This window comes from Mucilaginibacter sp. PAMB04274, assembly GCF_039634385.2.
In the GTDB taxonomy this organism is placed as follows: domain Bacteria; phylum Bacteroidota; class Bacteroidia; order Sphingobacteriales; family Sphingobacteriaceae; genus Mucilaginibacter.
In genome coordinates, this window is sequence record NZ_CP155081.2 from 3,718,889 (window position 1) to 3,739,967 (window position 21,079).

Annotated in this window: 19 protein-coding genes and 3 tRNA genes; 18 read left to right on the top strand and 4 right to left on the bottom strand. The window is 41.8% G+C overall.

Going from position 1 to position 21,079, the window contains the following annotated elements:
* Positions 1-5: 5 nt before the first annotated feature.
* The 15 genes from ABDD95_RS15605 to ABDD95_RS15675 all read left to right on the top strand — a co-directional run bounded on the left by ABDD95_RS15605 (position 6) and on the right by ABDD95_RS15675 (position 18,021).
* Complete coding sequence (locus tag ABDD95_RS15605; RefSeq protein ID WP_345948269.1) at positions 6-2,066, top strand: hypothetical protein; 2,061 nt, start codon at positions 6-8, stop codon at positions 2,064-2,066.
* Positions 2,067-2,149: 83 nt separating this feature from the next.
* A complete protein-coding gene (locus ABDD95_RS15610) occupies positions 2,150-3,127 on the top strand; it encodes a hypothetical protein (RefSeq protein WP_345948270.1) in 978 nt (325 codons plus the stop codon).
* 71 nt (positions 3,128-3,198) lie between these two features.
* Complete coding sequence (locus ABDD95_RS15615) at positions 3,199-5,826, top strand: hypothetical protein (protein ID WP_345948271.1); 2,628 nt, start codon at positions 3,199-3,201, stop codon at positions 5,824-5,826.
* Positions 5,827-5,965: 139 nt separating this feature from the next.
* Complete coding sequence (locus ABDD95_RS15620) at positions 5,966-6,220, top strand: hypothetical protein (RefSeq protein WP_345948272.1); 255 nt, start codon at positions 5,966-5,968, stop codon at positions 6,218-6,220.
* 332 nt (positions 6,221-6,552) lie between these two features.
* Entirely contained in the window at positions 6,553-7,761 is a 1,209-nt protein-coding gene (locus ABDD95_RS15625) for a head maturation protease, ClpP-related (RefSeq protein WP_345948273.1), read from the top strand.
* A gap of 230 nt (positions 7,762-7,991) precedes the next feature.
* Entirely contained in the window at positions 7,992-9,203 is a 1,212-nt protein-coding gene (locus ABDD95_RS15630; protein WP_345948274.1) for a hypothetical protein, read from the top strand.
* A 153-nt stretch (positions 9,204-9,356) separates the two neighbouring features.
* The gene (locus ABDD95_RS15635) at positions 9,357-9,947 is read left to right on the top strand and encodes a hypothetical protein (RefSeq protein WP_345948275.1); all 591 of its coding nucleotides are present in this window, start codon (positions 9,357-9,359) and stop codon (positions 9,945-9,947) included.
* A gap of 100 nt (positions 9,948-10,047) precedes the next feature.
* Positions 10,048-11,334, top strand: a complete 1,287-nt coding sequence (locus ABDD95_RS15640; protein WP_345948276.1) for a hypothetical protein — start codon at positions 10,048-10,050, stop codon at positions 11,332-11,334.
* 59 nt (positions 11,335-11,393) lie between these two features.
* Positions 11,394-12,014, top strand: a complete 621-nt coding sequence (locus ABDD95_RS15645) for a hypothetical protein (RefSeq protein ID WP_345948277.1) — start codon at positions 11,394-11,396, stop codon at positions 12,012-12,014.
* A 4-nt stretch (positions 12,015-12,018) separates the two neighbouring features.
* Complete coding sequence (locus tag ABDD95_RS15650; protein WP_345948278.1) at positions 12,019-13,533, top strand: hypothetical protein; 1,515 nt, start codon at positions 12,019-12,021, stop codon at positions 13,531-13,533.
* A gap of 1 nt (position 13,534) precedes the next feature.
* Complete coding sequence (locus ABDD95_RS15655) at positions 13,535-14,917, top strand: hypothetical protein (RefSeq protein ID WP_345948279.1); 1,383 nt, start codon at positions 13,535-13,537, stop codon at positions 14,915-14,917.
* Between the two features lie 6 nt (positions 14,918-14,923).
* Positions 14,924-16,285, top strand: coding sequence for a hypothetical protein (locus ABDD95_RS15660; RefSeq protein WP_345948280.1), 1,362 nt, complete (start codon positions 14,924-14,926; stop codon positions 16,283-16,285).
* Positions 16,278-16,793, top strand: a complete 516-nt coding sequence (locus tag ABDD95_RS15665; protein WP_345948281.1) for a hypothetical protein — start codon at positions 16,278-16,280, stop codon at positions 16,791-16,793. Before ABDD95_RS15660 ends, ABDD95_RS15665 begins: the two co-directional genes overlap by 8 nt.
* A gap of 49 nt (positions 16,794-16,842) precedes the next feature.
* Positions 16,843-17,364, top strand: a complete 522-nt coding sequence (locus tag ABDD95_RS15670) for a glucosaminidase domain-containing protein (protein ID WP_345948282.1) — start codon at positions 16,843-16,845, stop codon at positions 17,362-17,364.
* A gap of 201 nt (positions 17,365-17,565) precedes the next feature.
* On the top strand, positions 17,566-18,021 hold the full coding sequence (locus ABDD95_RS15675; RefSeq protein WP_345948283.1) for a hypothetical protein: 456 nt from the start codon (positions 17,566-17,568) through the stop codon (positions 18,019-18,021).
* 43 nt (positions 18,022-18,064) lie between these two features.
* Here ABDD95_RS15675 and ABDD95_RS15680 read toward each other — a convergent pair whose 3' ends face one another.
* The gene (locus ABDD95_RS15680; RefSeq protein WP_345948284.1) at positions 18,065-18,436 is read right to left on the bottom strand and encodes a hypothetical protein; all 372 of its coding nucleotides are present in this window, start codon (positions 18,434-18,436) and stop codon (positions 18,065-18,067) included.
* A gap of 109 nt (positions 18,437-18,545) precedes the next feature.
* On the opposite strand from ABDD95_RS15680, the gene ABDD95_RS15685 reads away from it, so the two are divergent.
* Entirely contained in the window at positions 18,546-18,872 is a 327-nt protein-coding gene (locus ABDD95_RS15685; protein ID WP_345948285.1) for a hypothetical protein, read from the top strand.
* A 96-nt stretch (positions 18,873-18,968) separates the two neighbouring features.
* On the opposite strand, the gene ABDD95_RS15690 is transcribed toward ABDD95_RS15685, so the two are convergent.
* From ABDD95_RS15690 to ABDD95_RS15700, 3 genes are all read right to left on the bottom strand, one after another.
* Positions 18,969-19,041 (bottom strand) — tRNA-Lys (locus ABDD95_RS15690).
* 136 nt (positions 19,042-19,177) lie between these two features.
* On the bottom strand, positions 19,178-20,185 hold the full coding sequence (locus ABDD95_RS15695) for a YCF48-related protein (protein ID WP_345948286.1): 1,008 nt from the start codon (positions 20,183-20,185) through the stop codon (positions 19,178-19,180).
* 7 nt (positions 20,186-20,192) lie between these two features.
* The gene (locus ABDD95_RS15700; protein ID WP_345948287.1) at positions 20,193-20,639 is read right to left on the bottom strand and encodes a DUF2147 domain-containing protein; all 447 of its coding nucleotides are present in this window, start codon (positions 20,637-20,639) and stop codon (positions 20,193-20,195) included.
* 164 nt (positions 20,640-20,803) lie between these two features.
* On the opposite strand from ABDD95_RS15700, the gene ABDD95_RS15705 reads away from it, so the two are divergent.
* A tRNA-Leu gene (locus ABDD95_RS15705) sits at positions 20,804-20,887 on the top strand.
* 107 nt (positions 20,888-20,994) lie between these two features.
* Positions 20,995-21,078, top strand: a tRNA-Leu gene (locus ABDD95_RS15710).
* Position 21,079: the final 1 nt, after the last annotated feature.

The window sequence follows — 21,079 nt, forward strand, 5'->3', positions numbered from 1 at the left end:
CTCCAATGCAACTCTACCTAAACGACCAACTGGTTGATTTGAGCGACGACAGTCCCATTGCCCTTACTTTTCAAATTAACAACCTGGCCGAGGTAAAAAACCAACAGGGCAACACCAGCAACCAATTTAAGCTGCCCCTTACTCAGCGCAACCGGCAAATACTGGGCTACCCGGATGATATTGCCTTTACCGCCTGCCTGCCCTATAGCCGCTACGATGCTAAAATAGTACAAGACGGCCTCGAGATTATTCCCTATGGCTATGCAGAGTTGAACAGTGTGGACGATAACATGGCCAGCTTAACTGTACTATCGGGCAATGTGGATTTTTTTGATGCTATTGACGGCAGCATTTACGATATGGGCGATAGCACCACCACACAAGGCGCAGCAAAACCCTGGGCCCCGTATGATCATACCTGGACGCTGAACAACGTGGTAAATTCTCAAAACAAAACCGAAGGCTGGATATGGCCGGTGGTAGATTATGGTAATTTAAAGTTTGAAGAAAATAAACCCTCCGAAATTAACGTAAAAAAACTTCGCCCGGGATTCTTTTTAAAAACTGCTGTTGGCCTCATTGCCCGCAATGCCGGATTCACCGCTTCGGGCTCTTTATTAAATGATGAATTGTTTAATAAGCTGATCGTTCAGTTTGCGAATGATGATTTTGAGCACGGAACCGACCAGCAAACCCTGCGCGACTACAACTCTATTAGCGTTAGCAACAGCCAAGCCCACACAGCAGGCCGCAACTTGGGTTATGCCGGCACATTTCCGCTTAACCGGGTAAACGGCTATCCTCTTCATGCCAATACGGCTCCAAACAACCCTTTTGATGCGGGCACAAACCGTTACCGCGCACTACAGCGCTGTAGTGTATCGGTTAGTTTCACTTTCAGCCTTTTTGTTAACAGCCGTGACAAACCAGCCAAAGGTGGGGGCATCGAAATCAGGCTTAAAACCATCAATCCTAAAACCGGCGAACATAGTCAGGTAACCAACGTAATGGCCGTACTTACCGATAAAGCAGTTGATGGCGAAGGTCAGTATACCGAAGAGTTGAGAGATCAGAAATTAACTGCCGAAATGGAGTTACTGGAAGGCCAAGTAATTTTCATAGAGTATGATGTTAAAAACAGCAGCCGCACTATAGTAACCATCTATACCGGCGCTACCCTTTCGGTAATAAGCAAAACTAAAAATATGCTATACGGTCAGCAAGTACAGTGCGAGCGTATATTTCCCGATATAAATCAAAAGGATCTATTAAAAGATACCTTGCAGCGCTTTGGTATCATTTGCCAAACTGATGCCGAAAAACGCGTAGTAAATTTTGCTTCGTTCAGAGATATCTTGAACAATATACCACAAGCGCGCGATTGGACGTATAAATGCGTCAATCAGGGCAAAAACATTAGCTTTAAATTGGGTAGCTATGCACAAGTGAACTACCTTAAACACAAGGAAGATGAAGCCATAACTCCCAAAACTTTTGGCCAGGCACAAATAAACATTGACGATAAAACGCTGCCAACTACAGCTACTCTGTTTGAAAGTCAGTTTGCGCCCAGTTTTAACCGCCCTTTTTTATTGGGTAGTATAGCCCAAATAAAAAAAGTCGATGCAGCAAATGATGATGATAGTTATAGCATAAGTACCCAACCACGCCTGCTAGTTGATCAGAAGCTAAACCTGTTAAGTAATAACAAAACTGTTACTTTTATAGATGACGACGGCCATCGCCAGGTGTTAAATGATACCCTATCCGTTCCCTACTTTTACAAGCCTGACGGGCAATATAACCTATGTTGGGCTGATATGCCAGGCAACGGCAGCAGTAATATAAGCGGCCTTAAAAGTATTTATTATCCCGAATTAGAACACATCCTCAAGCAAACCAAGAAAGTAGTACGCTGGTTTATGCTTACTCCACGCGATATACTGGAACTTGACCTCCTCATACCCATTTACCTGCAGCAAGATAGCGCTTATTATTACATTAATAAAATTGATAGCTGGCGCAAAGGGCAGCCTACTAAAGTGGAGTTGGTAAAGCTAGGTTAGAAAACTAAACTAAAATTAAGTTTTCCACATTGTTGCAAATATGGAAACACGAATATATATTTACCAATATTTTTAGCAAATACATGAAAAAAACTTTATTCCTTACACTTTTTGTCTTAATCAAGCTCAGCGCCTTCTGTCAACTCACAGCTGATCCAAAGATTTATGTCGGTAAAACAATCTTTGTAAAACCATTTGATCGAGAATACACCACTTACCTATTAAAAAACGTTAAAGGTCCAATCGATGGAAAAAACTTACTTTATCCTAAACCTTCTGAAGATAAATCAGAGCATGATTCTATAGTTACAAAATCGTTTGAATGCCAGGATGGAGGTATTTACAATAAACAGTTTAACTATCTTAAGCTTTACTCAAGCGCAACAGGTGCCTTTTTTTTCCTTTATAACAATCAATCCCGACCGTTATTTCTTATAACCGCCGAAGAGAAAAAAGCTGAAGAAGAAGCAGAGCTTGCAAAGAAAGCCGCTCTTTACGCTCGACTGCAAAAAGGCGCGGAAGTGTACAAAGCTAATCTTGAGAAAGAACGTGAAGAAGATATCAAAGCACTAAATGAAGCTGTTAAAAAAGATAATGAAACCCTCTGCGCAAATATCAATGAGGATTATGATGAATTTGAAAAGTATAAAACCTTTTCTACATCAACAGCACCACCTCAGTACCAAGTTCAGCAGGCGATTAAGCAGCATACTTATATCCCTGATAGATACAATACACAAATATTTAAAATAATACAGAAAGGCATTGCTACGTACACCCTTGATATTGATGTCATCACCACTACTGCATTGGCTACTAGAAAGGGTGTATTCATCATATTAGCCAATGGCAAACGTATTAATAAACCTAATGAGGAAGTACAAACCGATGTCAGAAATGGCGATTTTAGGAGAAGTACGTCTATTATTCTAAGTCCTGCTGATATGCTCCTTCTTAAAGCGTCTCCTATAAAGAAATTCAAACTTTATGATGTATCAGGTGAGGTAGACGCACCCGAAAGGCTTTACAAACAGTTTATATGTTTATTAAGCAAAAAATAAAAGAGTAAAAACCATAGCAATATGGTTTTTATTTAATATAAATTATGCCAAATGGAATAAATATCATAAAAATGCAAAACACGAATATTCAGCCTGATTCAGACTTAAACAAAAAAGTTATTGAAATACAAAATAATGTAAATAAGCTAAGTGAGGTATTAAAAACACTTAGTATCAAGCAAAAAGAGCTATCGGAAGTCTTACAAAAAACAACTAAAGATTTTGATACTAACGCGAAAAGCATTGATAAAAATAAAGAATCCATCGAGAAGCTAAACGAGCACATTTCACAAGCAGCTAAAGTTGTGAAAGAATCTTCAAACTCTTTAACTTACAATAAAGAGCTACTAAGTAATTTGCTTACTAAATATCAGGATTTAACCACTACTCATGCAAATAACTCAACAGCCGTTAGAAATCTAAAGTTACAAATAGTCGACCTATCTATCGCCATTGACAATCAAGAAAAGGATCTGGCAAAAAGCACATCCTCATTTGACTTTCAAAAAAAGATTATACATGAACTGACCTCCTCATTTGATAAAATCAAAGACAAGGCAACAGAAATGGGCCCGGAGTTTGCGTCAACACTAGAATCTGCATCAAAGGGCTTTAACGCCATGAAAGATGGCCTTTCAGTAGTAAAAACAGGTTTTCAAAGTGTTGGCGGTGCTATAAAAACATCCGGTTTTGGACTGCTGGTATTAGTCTTAGAATCTATTGTAGAATACTTTACAAAAACCAAAGATGGAGCAGAATTATTAAGGCAGTTCCTCGGGGGGTTAGGTGTTGTAATTGATACCATAAAAGGCGGACTTAGCAAATTTAAAATTGCACTTGGTGAAGTTTTCGTTCATCCTTTTAAAGGATTAAAAAAGTTAGGTAAACTTATTGACGAAAATATTTTGAATCGGTTGAAGGCCTTTTCTATAATATATGAGGGCCTTGTTAACAAAGATTTCAAAAAGGTAGCAAATGGTTTTTTACAAATGACAACAGGTGTAAAAGACGTTTATACAAAAGCTCAAGAAGCCTTCGCAAAACAGTCTGATAAGGCTTTAGCACAAAAAGCAAAGCAAGAAAAAGAGCTTGCAGAGAAAAAGAAGCAAAAAGAAAAAGAAGCAGAGAAAGAGAGGATACGAAAGGAAAAGGAGGCTGAAAAGCGTGCTATAGCCGCCAAAAACAGGCAGCAAAAGCTTCAAGCTGACCGGGAAGCAAACATTGCTAACTCCAAGCGCATAAAGGAAGAAAAGAAAAAGTTAAATCAAGAAGCTCATGATGAACTTCTTGCCTCACAAGCCCGGATGGCCGAGTCCTTATTAAAAGACTACGCTAAAGAAATTTATGATACGCAAAACCATTTTAAAACATTAATAAAAAAATATAAAGATAATCGGGTAACACTTGAACAACTCAAAAAAGAGGAAGCAGCTGCATTAGGAGCCATTCAGAAAAAGTTTCAGGAGGAGGAAGCAAAAAAGCTGGATGAATACCACAAAGACATCCTTCAAATGGCACTGCAGTACCAGGTTAATGTAAAGGAAATGTCGTTAACGGCGCTTGAAAATGAAACGAAAGAGAAATTAGCTAAGCTGGACATTGAGGAGAAAGCAGTACTCAAAAAGAATAAGGAACAGCAGGACCTGGCTTATAAACTTTTAGGTCAGGGCAAATTTGATGAAGCAGCCCTGGCACAGAAAGCAGCAGATGAAGAAAGAAAACAACTTGAGATTACCGGCAAACTTAAACAGGCTATTTTAAAAGAGCAGAAAACCAAAGAAGCTGAGATTAACCAGCAAGAATCTATAGACAAAGAGACAAAAAAAGAATCGGGGCTTGAAAAAGAAATATCTACAGCAAGAGAAGGCGGTCATGAGTCTGCAGCCTTAAAAAAAGAAATTGAGTTATTAAAAACACAGCATGATTTTGCAGTACAAGCAGCCACATCACGTAACGAAGCCACGACGAAAATTGATGCCGATTATGCCAAAAAGAAGGCTGACCTTGAGAACAAACTGGTAGCTTCTAAAATTCACGCTGGTGATAAATACATTGATGCAGTACTTAAAAACACCAAAAAAGATTCGGCCATTTACAAAGCTGCTTTTTTAGCCAAAAAAGCCACTGCTATAGCCGATGTAATTATGAGTAGCAAGCAGGCCATCATCGAATCGTTTAAGGGATACGCCGGCATGCCTTTTATAGGCCAGGCGCTGGCCATTGCCCAAGGTGCTTTTATTGCTGGTCAAGCGGCCATGTCTATTGCCGATATCGCCAAACAAAAGCCTGGTATGGCCACCGGCGGTGTATTTGTATCCGATGGTCGTGGCGCCGTTCTGCCAGGCTACAGTCGCACCGATAACACCAACGCCTACCTGCGCTCCGGCGAAGCCGTGGTGGTGTCTGAAGCGATGCGCAACCCCTGGGCGCGCAACCTGGTGAGCGCCATTAACGTGGCGCACGGCGGGCGCGATTTTTCAATACCCAATACGGGGCGGGGCTATGCCATAGGCGGCATATTTACCGATGGCGGCAACGCCAGTCGTTACTACAGCCAACCCCTGAACGATCAGAAAGACCTGGCCAATACCCTGGCCTACCAACTTATTAACAACTTCCCCCCTATTTACGTGGATGTTAAAGATGTTAATAACCAGCAAAGCATCTTGGCTCAAACGGTTGACAGAGTGAACCTTTAGGCTATTGGAGGCAAGAGGAAAGACCCACGCGCCAAGATTTCATATGGTGCGGCCAATCTTGTAGCAACATGCTTCGTCTTTTGTACTCGCTACTTTATACCTCCTACTCAAAATTTCTTAAACTTACTTTCTTACTAACATGAATATACAAACAGCAAATGCTTTGTTTAACGATGGCACCTTCCTGGACATGTACAAGGCAGGTTTTATAACTGAAAAAATTTTCATTTACCGCGAAATCTTTCTGTGGATTCAATTGCAGATAGAAACCCGTAATATTAGTTTGCGGAAAGCCGTGCTGGAAGCTGAAGTTAAGTTTGACAAAGGAAACCGCACGGTTTGGCGTGCGTATTACAGTTTTGCTGATGTTGCCAAAACAGTGGCAGCACTTTGATCATATAAATTTCGCACCTTTGTTTTATGCCAATCAGCATACCATTCAATAAGTTTAATTTTCTTTAAACCTATTGCTGTCAAAACGCTGGCAGCACTTCAACCAAAAAAGTTTCGGATATTTGAATCGTCAACCAAACGGGGCCAGTTCTTAGCCCCAATTGCCTGAAAAAATTTACTGCGTTGAAATAACAAAGGCTCTCCGATTGCCCGCTGAATAGAAACCAACAGCACTATTTCTAAAATCGAGCATCCAAACTCCTAGCACCATCACTTGTACTTTTGCACACCCGCACATCTGCATACCAACACTACACTTACTCACTGTTCATTATGCCTTACAAAATTTATCTATATGATACCGATCAGGACGGTATCGGTTCCGGCAGCCTGTCATCTGCTTACCTGCAGCAACAATTACAGCAGGCTGCCGGTCAGGATGTAGAATTGCACATAAGCTCGGCAGGCGGCTCGGCCTTTGATGCCATAGCCATTTATGATCTGCTTAAAAAATACCCAGGCCAGGTAGTCACTTACATAGATGCCCTGGCAGCTTCAGCAGCCTCAATTGTGGCCATGGGCGGACATCAAATTGTAATGAGTAAATATGCTTTGCTCATGATACACAAGCCCATGGCCGGCAGCGGCGGCAATGCCGACGAATTGCTTAAAGATGTACAAATGCTCAACACCGTACAGGAGCGCCTGGCCCAAATCTACACCGACAAAACCGGCCTCGATGAGGTAACCATCAACAGCCTTATTAACGCTGTAACCTGGATGACAGCCGACCAGGCCCTGGCTTTAGGTTTTATAGATCGTATTGAAGATTACCAAACGCCTATCACCAACAGTGCCATTGTGCAGAAATGCACCAGCAACGCACCAGCCGTTTATCAGCGCTGCATCAATAAAATATTAATCAACAATCATAAATCACCCCACAAACACATGAACATGCCCAACAATGACCTTATTGAGAAAACCACATCGGTACTGAATAAGATGATGAACTTTTTTAAGAAAGTAATGAACAAGCAAACCATGACCGACAAAGGCCAGCTACACCACACCGGCGATTTGGGCCACGACACCGAAGTGTACCAAGATGAAGACCTCAGCACACCAGCCGTTGACGACATTTACACCACTTCCGATGGCCAGCAGTTAGCTGTTGAAAAAGGCAAAGTAAAAAAAGTAAGCCCTGCTGATCCTGAAATGGAAGAAGATGAAGAGCAATTGCCCGAAGAGAAAGTAAAAGGCAAAACAAAATCACATGACGTACAAAACCAGTTAGCCAGCCTTAAAGCCAAGTTACACGCTCAAAATGCGCTATTAACAGAAGCCCGTGCTACTTTGCAAAATGCCCAGGCCCGCCTGCAGCAAACCCATACTGAGGTAAGGAACGAAATTAAATCTACCTTCACACCTGAAGGTTCAAAACGCAGCAACAAGGCCCAAAGCGAGGGCCAACCGTTCTTCGCTCCACAATCTACCATAGCCCAAAACGCCGTAAAACAAGCGGTTAGAGATAGTAAATAACTCGATACTCAGTTGAAAGTACGGGGTACGGAATAACGCGAGTAAGGCTATTCTTTCAACAACCCAAACCTTTATTTCATCCTAAGCTTGCTTTACAACCTTCCGTTTACTCCGTACCCTGTACAAATTGCCTACTACCCCCTTGTTCCTCCTTCTATCTGGTACTTCCTACGCTGTACCTCTACCTATTTTCCTAACCCGCAACTTATTTAATACCGACAATTCACTAAATGGCTCAATTTACCTTTACCAACAACACCTATGCCGGCGAAGCGCTGGCTGGGTTTATGGCCAGCACCCTGCTTGAGGCCGATTCCGTAAAACGCGGACTATTAACCGTAATTAATGATGTAAAATCTAAAAAAATCCTGCTTGATGTAGATGACGATGTAAAACTGCAGGATCCATCGGGCATGTTTGCCGACCAGGGAACCACTGCCAAACAAGACGAAACTTACCTTGACCCGGTGGTATACGAGTTTATGAAACAAGAGGAATGGGACAAGCTGGTACAAAGCTGGGAAGCCCAAAGCCTTGCCCCGGGCGCATTTGGCGACTACGAAGGCACGGTAGACCTATCTGACTTTATGGTACAGCGGTACCTTACCAAAATACAAATTGCTAATGAGCGTTTGTACTGGCTAGGCAAATCGGCTACAAAAGAGGCCGCCTTTACTGCTCCTTTTACTGGCCTGTTACCTTCAATTTCTGCCAACACAAACACTTACAAAGTTGGTTTAAGTAAATCAGCTACCGCTATGTCATCAACGGGTATTGATGCTAATGGTGTGGTAACTGTAACCAGTACCAACACACTGGCTGATGGCGATGTGGTAACAGTTTCGGCCGCCACCGGCACCAGCAAGGATACAACCAACCTTACAGCAGTTGATGTTACCGGGCAGTCTTACTTTATTAAAGTACTTAGCGCTACCACCTTTAAACTTGTACGTAATTACAACGAAATTAACACCCGTAAGGCAGCTACATTCACGGGCACATCATCAGCCGCAACCATTAACTACATCAATGCCAGCAACGTGTTGGGTGTATTAAGTGGCGTGTTTTCACAACTTGACCCGGCAGATCGCAGCCAGGATGATTTTAACCTGCAAATACCATTGCATGTAGGTTATGCCTATGCACAGGCACAGGCAAACAGTGCCACCAATGTTTTAAACGCCTTCACCGATAAAAAGAAGATGGATTACCTGGGCATGCCCTTACAGTTAATGAACCACTGGCAAGCCAACACCATCTTAGGCGCTCGTTCATCTAACCTGTTTCTGGGGGTAGATCTGCTGGGCGATGCCTCAGAGCTTTCCACTGTGTACATGAAACCTTACACCAATGACAATGTGGTACGTATGAAAGCCCGTATGAAGGCTGCCGTGAACTTCAAATTCGCTAACGAGCTGTTCTATTTATCAGCAGGGTTATAATATTAAGTAGGTAGTAGCAGGCAGCAAGACTATACTTTATCTGAACAACTTAAACCTTATCACCTTTTCTTTTTCCTTGCCGAATCTGTCTTGATACCTGATACTTCTACAAAACGCACTCATCCTTTCATTTTCTAATTCATTCATTCACAAATGCCAACATCAATTTTCAACAAAATCACAGAAGGTTTTAGCCTTAAAGATTCAGCGCCTGTTACTTCTGGCATCGAAGATGTGATTTATATCTTCAACGAAGATGAAATCACCATTACTTATAACACTGCCAACCCCTTAATCATCGACGGGTTAGCCAAGTCGGGCAGTGGTAAGGTTTACAAATTTGAAGGCACCAATAATAGCTTTAATGCCATGTCTAAACTGGCAAAAACGCAGGTTGGCCCACGCTATACAGAAGAAATAGACTTTAACATTGCTGGTCTTTCGGTTGATGTTAAGACACAGCTGCGTGCCATGGCTTATGGCCGCGTAAAAGCAATTGTAGTAAACAACTACAAAGATGGCGATTCTGCCGTCGAACTGTTTGGTGCTATTAACAGCCTCATACTAACAGAGGCCGAACGAAACGCAGCCGACGAGTCTTTGGAAGGCGGTTATAAGCTTAAACTCACTAATCCCGACAAGCTTCGTGAGCCATACCCTCCGCGTGCCGTATATATAGCTCCAGAGTTGGGCTCCGCCAGTTACGCCTCTACTTTAGCAGCACTCGAAGCTTTAACCGTATAATTTTTAGTATCGGGTAGCAAGTGTCAGGTACAAACTTGCTACCTGCTCCACACGGTTATCCACTACTTGCTACTTGATACTTACTACTTGATACTAAAACATGAAAACCTACCTACCACAAATTGAACGCCGGATAAGAGTGCGGCCGAACCAAACCTTTGGCATACTTAATTATGATGTGGATAACGCTTATCCTCAACGTATGTTGGAATTAGTAGCCGCCTCCCCTACGGCTAAGGATTGCTGGAACAAAAGGGCCAAGTTTATAGGCGGTAATGGCTTTGAAGATAAAGACCTGGGCAAACAAATCATAAATGATCAAGGATTAACACTTGCCAAGCTACTCAAAGCCGTAGCTACCGATGCAGCTCTTTTCTGCGGATATGGTATACACTTAAATTATAACGCCAACTATAAAATTGCATCAGCTCATTACGTAAAGTTTGAGGATATCCGCATGGGCAACACGGATTGTGTTGAAACAGCCAACCAATTTGCTATTTATAATGACTGGGGCCGAAAAACCTGGAAGCATATAATGCGCTCCAAAGTTCTGTTTATTGACAAATACAATCCTGATCCGGTTGTAATTGAGGAACAAGTTTTAAAAGCAGGTGGATGGGATAAATACAAAGGTCAGCTCTATTACTTTAATCCAGAAGTTGATGATTACCCCCTTATTGAGGCCGACAGTGTTTGGGAAGATTTTGAGACGGAAGCAGGCATCAAAACGTTTAATAACCGCGAAGTTACTACCGGTTTCTTACCATCTACCATGCTATTTATGCAGGCCCGGCGCGAAGAGGCGGACAATACCGAACCAGATAACGGTGTTAATGGTAGCAAGCCATCGCAATTAGAAAAAGATCTGGGTGCTTTCCAGGGGACTAAGAGCGCGCAAAAAATCATCGTTATTGAGTATGACGATGAAGCCAGTAAACCGGAATTTCAACCTTATGCCATTCAAAACAATGATAAGTTGTTTGAGACTACCGAGAAATCGGTAGAGGGCCGCATTATCAAAGGGTTTTCTGTACCCAAAGAGTTAATCAATGCCGAAAAATCATCTGGGCTGAGCAATGGCGGCGAAAAAAAAGAAGCTATTCGTGAGTTTAATGATAACACCGCACCTGACAGACTAGAACTAAGTGAAGTGTTTGCGGAGCTTTTTGGCAACTTTTACCAAAACGTAAACCCTAGTGGTAACTGGAATATACTTCCTGTTCCCGGCAATGTTGCCGATGATAGCGCAGGACGGACTGCCGGCAATAGCATCAACCAAATTTTGTTATCCAATATTCCAACCCAAAACAAAGTAGCCATATTAACACACGCTTATGGCTTTAAACAAGCGGAGGCCGAAGCAATGACGGGTGAGTGTTCATAAAATACACATAGTCCATTGTTCAATTCACTCATCATTTACACCATAAAAGAACAATCATTATGACTTCTCTACTCATCACAGCTGCACAGTTTCAGCAATTTGAAGATATTTCAGTCAATTTGAAGCCCGAGCGCCTGCAAGTCTATATCAAAAAAGCGCAAGAGCTAGATTTAAAGCCCTTTTTAGGCTACCCATTATACTACCAAATTCTTAAATACTTTACCGAGGATGGCATAATGTCAACTGACGCACCTCAGGTATACCAAAAGCTTTACAGAGGCTGTGAGTATTCGGATCCTTACGGTCATTATATTGCTTATGAAGGGCTTATACCAGCTTTAGTTTACTTCACATTTGCCCGCTTTATAGAAGGCAACGGTGTACACTACACAGCTACCGGCCCGGTAATTAAACAGTATGACAGCGCCCAGTCATTAAATACGCAAGAGCTGGTGAAATTAGTGCAGCAGCAGCGAAGTGTTGCTAACGCACATGCTAACGAGATAGAAAAATTTCTGCAAGATAACAAAGCTGACTATCCGCTATGGCGTTACAATGAGCAAAACAAAAGTGCCAGGCAGGCAGGCCCACGCATCCGCAGCATTGATAAAACAGATTTTAACCACCCTACCGGTATTGACGAGATCGACAATTTTTTATCCTTAGACCATTACTTATAAAGACATGCCCGATCAGAAAATAAGTGAGTTGCCGGTTGCACCTACTATAACCGGCGACGATGTAAGCATGTTGGTTAGTGATACCGAAAACTATCAGTATAGCTTTGCTAAGCTACTTCAATACATTACCTCTAATATCTCGACTGGCAATAAAATTAGCTTTGTTGCTACCATTCCACAAGACAGTATTGGAAAAAATGATGATGTTGCCATTAATACAACACAAGGCGCTTTTTATCAGAAACGTAATGGCAGCTGGGCACTTGCATTCTCCTTACCCACAAATAATGATTCTCAGGCCACACCAATTATTTACGGAACCGGAGAGCCTAATAATTCAAATGGCCAGGTCAATGACACGTACATTAATACAACAAACGGAAAATTTTATAAGAAAAGCGGATCTGGTTGGCAACCTGTATTTTCTATGCTTAATGGCCCGCCTGGCGGCCCAGGTCCGAAGGGGGATACAGGCTCATCAGGTATCAACGGCAAGACGCTTCTGTATGGTTCAATAAATCCATCAAACGGTACAACGGGTACCAATGGTGATTTTTACATCAATACCACTACTTGGGTTTTATTTGGACCAAAAGTTAACGGATCGTGGCCTGGCGGTGTAACAATGATAGTAGATCCAGAAGGCGTTGGTAATATAAACGACCTCCATACTAATAATAAAAGTTCTTTAGTTGCGGCTGTTAACGAAGTTCTCGAAAATGGCCTGGATGAAGATGACATTGATGAAACTTTAAAGTTAGAGGATGACAAACTGGGCGTAAATCTTGCAGAAGTTACAGCCCGACGGGATTTTGACAAACTGGTTGGGGCCTTGGTACCACATCCAAACTATAGGTCACCAACACTCATATTAAACGCAAACGTCTCTCTAACCGGCGAGGTGGGAGAAAGCCGTACACCAGCACTGTCATTAGTTTTTTCGCGATTAGATGCAGGCGCTGCAATTAGTTACCAGATTAGAAAAGCTGGTAATGTGGTTAGTAATAGCACCCAATACACAGACAACATTACACTAGGCACTTCTGCAATTAGCTACCAGGGATATGTAAACCACAACCAGGGTGATATTTTAAATAATATCATTGACATACCCGACCCCGAGGGCCGCATTGGGGCGAACCAGGCGCTGGCTTCTAACGTTTTGAATTTTACCGGTTATTATGCTACTTGGTATGGCCCCGCAGCAGCGATACCAAGTTCGGGGGCATCAGCGCGTTCTCTTCCTGGCAAACAATTTACCAGCCAACCGAACACGTTTGTTTTAAACACTTTAAATACTCAAACAACATTAGTGGTTGTTACGGCTCCTGGCAAATCCCTTGCAAGCGTCGTTGATCTTGATGCACTTAATGCAGTAATTACTTCAGAATACGTACTACAAGGTACTATCAGTGTAAACGATATAGCCGGCAACCCCGTGCCTGGCTTTAAACTATATGTCAAACAAATGGGCGTGGCTTACTCAACCAGTCACCGCCACCAAATCACACTAGCATAACATGGCAGGAGCACCATTAGAAATTGCAGGTCCGCACAAGCGAACCGAGAAAGGCAATAATGATCATTATTACGGCGGCGGCGACGTTGCCTGGGGAAGCATGGCTGAGGCACTGGCTGGTGTACCCATAGCCATCAGACCGGGTAAAACGATAGGCGTTATTAGCGCAGGGCAAATCATAGAGTATATGTGGCCGGCGACTGGCGACGTTACCGGCACTCCAGTAAAAAAGAGCAAACCGTTGGAGGACATGCTTGACAATAAGGTTGACAAAGATGGTAGCAAGGTGCTATCAGACCACAATTTTACGGATGCGCTTTTCACCAAGCTAAATAACATCATTGAACACTACAAGGGCAAATATGCTACACTGGCAGCACTACAAGGTTCATTGCCTTTAGGGCTTGATGGCGATTACGTCATTATCGACGGCGGAACCGGGTCAGATGCTGTTGAATATATATGGGACAGTACCGATAGCACTTGGAAACCTTCCAGTAATACTGGTGCATCTAGCTTTGCTCAGCTTGCGGGAAGCCCTAACGATAATCCATCCTTACAGTCGGCGCTTCAGGCGAGCTTGGACAGAACCAATCATAACGGCAAGCAGCTGGCAAACACCGTGAGCGACTTTAACGATGCTGTGCTCCTGTCACTCATTACGGGAATAAACTTCAATGACGCATCAGCAATAACAGCGCTTGATAATGTACGTGATGCAATGGGCAAACTGCAGGCGCAGATTGGCGGCAATATAACGGGCCTGGCAAACGAAATTGCTAACCGGCAAAACGCCGTTGCTAACAAACGAGACAAGTTGGTTACTTACTATGCTACTCAAACAGTTGCCTTTACACCACTAAGCGCAATGGCAGATACAGTGATACGCTGCAACTTTAGTGCCGACACTATGGTCACTTTACCAGTAGACGGCACGTTTATCACCGGTCAAGAGTTCTGTTTGAGGCAAACGGGGGATGGCGGAATAAAATTAACGCCAGCCGCAGGTGTAACAATAAATGCCCCACAAGGCTACAACTTAAACGCAAAGTTTAGTGAGGTTTGGATCAGGAAAGAAGCCGCAAATATTTATAGTTTGCGATTTATGGGTACTGACCCGAGCATACAGAAGGGCTTTACTTTAAGTTTCGTTTCGCCGGTACGTGAATACAAAGATTACTTTGAAAAACCTGCGTCCATCATTAAAATTACGTTAGACGGCATCAGCACATTTCAGTACAGTACAAATGGTGGGATTAGCTACAAAACTATATCTCTTCCACTGGAAGAATCAATATTAATACCGGCAGATACTTTTGTACGCTGGAGAGTAACGTTCACTTCTTCGACAACAATGGGCGCAGCCTTCATTAAATTAGCATAGAAATATATGGCACACAATTTTAGATATAGCGTCCCGGTTAATAATCAGGCAATTTATGTTTCAAAAGATGGCAACGATGCCAGCACAACGCCGTCTAACCCAAATACGCCAAAAAAGACGATTGCATCGGCTATAGCTTATGCTCAAGCCCAACTTACAAACAGCGCATACAAATTTTCAATAATAGTAGGTGCAGGTACATATTATAATGAAGGAGTTAATACAGGTATAAGGGGCAATAACGGCTCCGAAATAGTTGCTGATGGACATGTGGTTTTTAGAGCCATAGGTACTACACAGTTTATTCTAAGCGTTGCAACCAATTCTTTGGCATCTATTAGAGGGATAACTTTTGAAAACTATGGCGCTATAAATGTACGGCACCCGTTTATAGACTGCACCTTTAAAAATTGCAGTATCTCTTTAGTTGCCACTTCTGGCTCTACACAATCCCTAACTTCTTGTAGACTATTCGATTGCTCTACCGTTGATTTGGTACAAAACCCTGCAATAAACTGCGATTTTGTAAATGTAAACAGTATATTGAACGTTAGTACCTTTTATAATAATTATTGCAACGGCACTACTAACGTAACCGCACTAGCAAGTCCTGTGAACTTTAATTATAATAATTTGATGGGCAGCATCAAGGTTGGTGCTGCTGCATTTCAAACATTGGTTGACCATAAAATAAGTAACACAGCCTTAAACCAAAATAGCATCAATCTTCCACCCAAATATAACGGGGCCTCGAAGTATGATCTTAGCTTACAATACGATAGCCCTCATATAGGAGCCGGTCAAGGTGGTGCCAACATTGGCAGCGGCATTTACGCCATTGCTTACTATGCCAGCATGCATGACTGTTGGAAATTGGCTAAAGGGGCATCATATGTAGGCGTTGAACTTGCAGGCACCGACTTTATACTGTCTGGTGGTGCAACGTCCGGTTATGTCATATCTGCGCCGGTAAAAGTGTTTTCCAACCCTACGGTTATCAATAAGCTATCTTATGTCGGATTTACACTGTTTGATAAAGATGCAGCCGGGGGGACCGCTTTAAATAACAATGTTCCAGATTCCTATGTAACGGCCAAAGGTGATGCTTCAGGTTATAGCAATCCTGACAGATTAAGTATCGGTATGAGATACACTGATAATGAGTTTGAACCTGCTGGTGAATTGGAATGGGTAAATGGGTATCTAACTAGTGCCGGGGTATTTGTTGACTTTGAAATTAATCAAAAGCCATTAATTGATAATGCCGGCAAAGGCAATGGCCACCCTGCATTCAATACTGCAGTTGCTTACGAGACTGCGGTGGTTTGGGTTCAGTTTAAGGTAACGCTAACCAACGCTTATGTTTAGTATTAATATAACGCCGGCTAACCTTGATGAAATCGTACAACCGTCTAAAGGACTAAAAGGCTTAACACTTTTTGGAGATACAAAGCAGTACCTCGAACCGTCAAGAGGTTTTAAAGGCATCTCATTCGAAGTAGAAACAGGCGGGTGCGCACGAAAAATTGCACATTTTGAATATTATGTACCCACACAACCTGTAACCTATGCTTTTTTTGCGAATTCCTATAAAGATATTGATGGCGTGATATGGATTGGATTTTGGATAGAAAGTAGTGATGCTACACTTAATTATTCAAAGAGCATTAATATTTCGGTTACTGTTAGTTACGTTAAAGACGGAGGCGTCACACCTCTGAACAATCTAAAATACAGTATACCGGCAGGGCAAAGAAGCATTGTTAGCGCTTTACCCATTGCCGATACCACAGGCGTTGTCAGAATTATTTTTTCATTTTTGTCTGTAACCCCATATGAGATTTTTTACAATAATCCCACCGTTATAGACTTATAACGAAACTGCTGAACACAAATCCGTATTACAATTGACCTATACAATTAACATGAACAAAAAAGCAATCGATTTTATCATTCAAATCTCAGAAGATGTGGTTAAGGTATGTTCTGACACCAAACTATTTCCTTCGCTTATGGTAGCGCAGGCTTGTCTGGAAAGCAATTACGGACAGTCAAAACTTTCCGTCCTTCACCATAATTTCTTTGGCATTAAGGCTAACGCCAGTTGGAAAGGGGAAGTTGTATATTACAATACTACCGAATATATAAATAAAACGAAAATAACGATAAAACAATCGTTTAGAAAATACTTGACACGTGAAGCTGGGTTTGTTGATCGGGTAAAGTTTCTTCAAATTAACCCAAGGTATGCTAAAAACGGTGTTTTCGTTAGTAACAACCCCCAGGAGCAGGCACAAGCATTTGCTAGGGCCGGTTATGCAACAGACCCACTATATGCAACAAAACTCATAAATATCATTTATCAATATAACCTCATTAAATATGATTTACTATGCAAAACGCCATCAAATATCTCTACTACTACCTCAACTACAAGCCGCAAATAGGCATCTTGTCTGCGTTGACCAGTTATGTAATTGCTATAAAAGGCTTGTTACTTACTGATGAAACCCTAAAAATGGTTGCGGCTATATCCTCATGTGCAGGTTGTGTCGTAGTATGTGCAACTGCCCTTTCTTGGATTGTACGCATTGTATTATACGGTTCGAAATTATATCACCAGTTTAAAATAAAAATCAAAAGATAGCATGAAAATACCAGTTTGGTTAAAGAAAATTTGGACAGCAATTCAAAAGTTGTTCAACCATATACCATGTGAATTGCAAACAGCTGTACATACCGGAGTTGTAATTACAGAAAACATCAAAACTTTTGTTGATTCACCAGCAGCTGATATTATAACTGCTATTATACCTGGCGACCTGGACGACCGCATAAAATCATTATTGCGTTCAGCCCTACCTGCCATACTTACACAACTTAGGCTTGCAGACGATTGCACTAACTTTTCAACACCAGAGCAGTTAACAGCTTGTGCAATAAAAACAATACAGAGTTTAAAAGGCGATTTAAAAAGTGCCTTTTTACACAACTTGTCTGTTTTGATCGCCCAGGTGGCTTCCGACGGCAAGTTGACGTGGCAAGAAGCTGTATCTTTTATGGAATGGTATTACCAACAGCGCTTTAAAGCTACTAAACAATAAGCCGACTTATTTATTAAGAGATTACTTATCGATTCTACCCTTTCTACACGTCGGCGACTTGCTCCGGAACAAAATTAATATCCGTTGTATCGTCAAAAACAACATAAGCCCTTTGCCACGGATCAGCACCTAATAACCGCCATTTATGCCCACTGCCAGTCGTATCTTGGGCAATTAAAATTTCTCCAGGTTTCAACGTAAATGTCTCTCCATTAAAAGTCGTAAACTCTAACGTTCCACGCAGGTTAATTACAAATTGCATCATTGGCGCGGGGTGCCAATCGTAAACCGACCCTGGCGGGGATTCTTGAAAACGAATAGATTGGGCCTTTGTGATCACTGCCTCTGAAACGTTACCCATCTTAAAGTAAGAATGTCCGTCAGAACCAGTGAAGAGTTGATACGCTTTGATCATTTACAATAATAGTTAAAGTTTTAATTGTCCTTTTTGTAATTGCAGCCTGTTATAACAATGCATAACACATCATGAAACAATAGAAAGACTATGATGTTCAGATATTATTATGAATAAAGCTGATCAATCTTTTAATGAGGAATTTAAACCAGTAGCTCCTCCAGAAGCATACCATGCCGATGATAGCTGGCAGAACAAAGTGCTTTATGCTTTGGCACAATTGGGAGAAGGCACTGCTCCTGATGTTGCTGCTAAGTTAACCGAGTACGAACCTCAGGAAGCCCCGCAAAACTTACATCGCGAAGCTGAACAAGTTTTGATGAATTTATACGACAAAGGATTAATAAAAGGTACGCAACAAGACGGAGAGGTTAGTTACAATTTGAGCAAAATAACGCATTCCAATACCGGAGGCACCGATCCTGAACTACTGTAACTCGTAACGCTGTGTTGACTTCCGATTGTATAGGTGAAAACGAAAAAAGCCTCACAATAGTGAGGCTTTTTTTTGACAGAAGTTGAAAACTTTCTGTGATCCCGCTGGGATTCGAACCCAGGACCACTACATTAAAAGTGTAATGCTCTACCAGCTGAGCTACGGAATCGTTTTATTTTTGCTTTAGTGAAAACGTTTAAGCGTTTTCTTTAAAGTGGTGCAAATATAGAAGTAAATACAATTCGGCGCAAGTGCAATCTACAAATATTTTCATAACATATAGTAAGGGCTTTATTGTCAGTGTACTAATTTTTAAATATTGCTATTTTGCCCTTATCTCCTGCTAGTAAAATCAAGTTTCCAGATTTCGCCTTCTCACAAACGTTATAACTTTCGGTGTCTATAGGCCTCCAAGTTGCGCCACCATCATTTGTTATATTGGAGCCCGAAGTTCCGGTTGACAAAAAAGTGTGATCAAACAAATAGGTAACGCACGACTGATAACCGCCTGGCATTTGCTTAGCCAACTGAAACTTCATCCTGCTTTCGTTACCACTGTAATAACAAGCAACAGAATCTGCTTTTTTATTTTGCTGATAATCGCCCCCTACTACAACGGTGCCACCACCGCCCACAGCAATTGAAAATCCACCCTGACTTGGCTGTCCGTGTATTAGTGGCACTTCAATGGTACTCCAGCTTTTCAAGCCCACCCCCAACAATATCCTTGATGTGCTTCCGCCCGTTAGCAGTAACACATTGTTGCGGCTATTTAAAACCCTTAGCGATGTACCGCTAGCAGCAAAAGCAGCTTCATTTGCTAAAGCTTCGGGCAAGGTTTTAAGTGCGTTCCAAGTCCGGCCGCTATCTTTGGTTTCCAACAATAGAAACTTTCCGTTAATCGGATCTCCCATCACTAAACCATGCTTTGCGTCAAAAAAGCCCATTCCATCAAGAAAATATGCTTTATCATTATTCTGAAATGTAATATTCCAACTAGCACCGCCATTTACGGTTCTCAAAATAAGCGCAGGTGTTCCCGAACTCATGATAATTGCTTCCTTATCAGAAAATGCTTCAACATCCCTGAAATCACTCTGCTCAAATCCTTTTACTTGTTGCCAGGCCCAGCTGTGCCCACCGTCGGTAGTAACCGCTACATGCCCCTTGCTGCCACTTACCCACGCAACTTTATCGCTCACAACAGACAAACCACGGATACTGGTAGATTTGCCCTGCTCAATTAATGTAATAGTTTGCGCTTGTAAGCAGTGAGTAATAAGCAAGCAAAAAATAATAAGGGCACTCTTCATATAACTATTATTTAACCCGTGTCCAGATTTCAGATCGGCCTAATAACGAAATGCCAATATATCCTCTTATCTTTAGTTTATTCCCGTTCAGCGTCATTTTGCAGCTATAAATTTTGCCATTTTTAGGGTCATAGATATTGCCGTCATCATACACGCTCTCTCCATCAAACTTAAAATCTTTCAGTATTTCCAATCCCAGTATCGGGCGAGAATGTAAATTTTTTTCCGGATTATTTTTATCAGTTTTGGGCTGACCGGTTGTTTCATCGTTGGGCTGCTTTAACCAAACCAACTTGCCATAAAATAAGCTACCTTTCTTATAAATCTGTATTTGCCCTTCCCCACTCGGATTGATCCACTTACCTAAAATAGCATCGGCACTTTGCGCAAAAGATGAAGCGCTAAATAAAAGCACACCCAATAGTGCTATAAAAAAACTGAACTTTTTTAACATAGATTTAAAAATTGATTACCCGAAAGTATCAGCTATAAATCACTATTTCAAACCCGTAAAGATTTTTATTATTTATTTGATGGCTTTTAGCATAATCTTCTATATTTGCAGCCTCATACTGATAAAGGCATTGCGTTTTTAAAACTTAAAGCCTACAAGTATCAGCCCAGGTGGCGAAATTGGTAAACGTTGCGGTCTCAGAAGCCGTTGAGAATTGTCTCTTGAGAGTTCGAGTCTCTCCCTGGGCACACCACCTTTTTAAATATAAGTTATACGTTGTAGGTTGAAGGTACACATCTTACAACCGTTTTCTGAAATACGCTCAGTTCACAACACATAACCTGTAATTTATTAAGCCCAGGTGGCGAAATTGGTAGACGCACCATCTTGAGGGGGTGGCATCCGTAAGGTTGTACGAGTTCGAATCTCGTTCTGGGCAC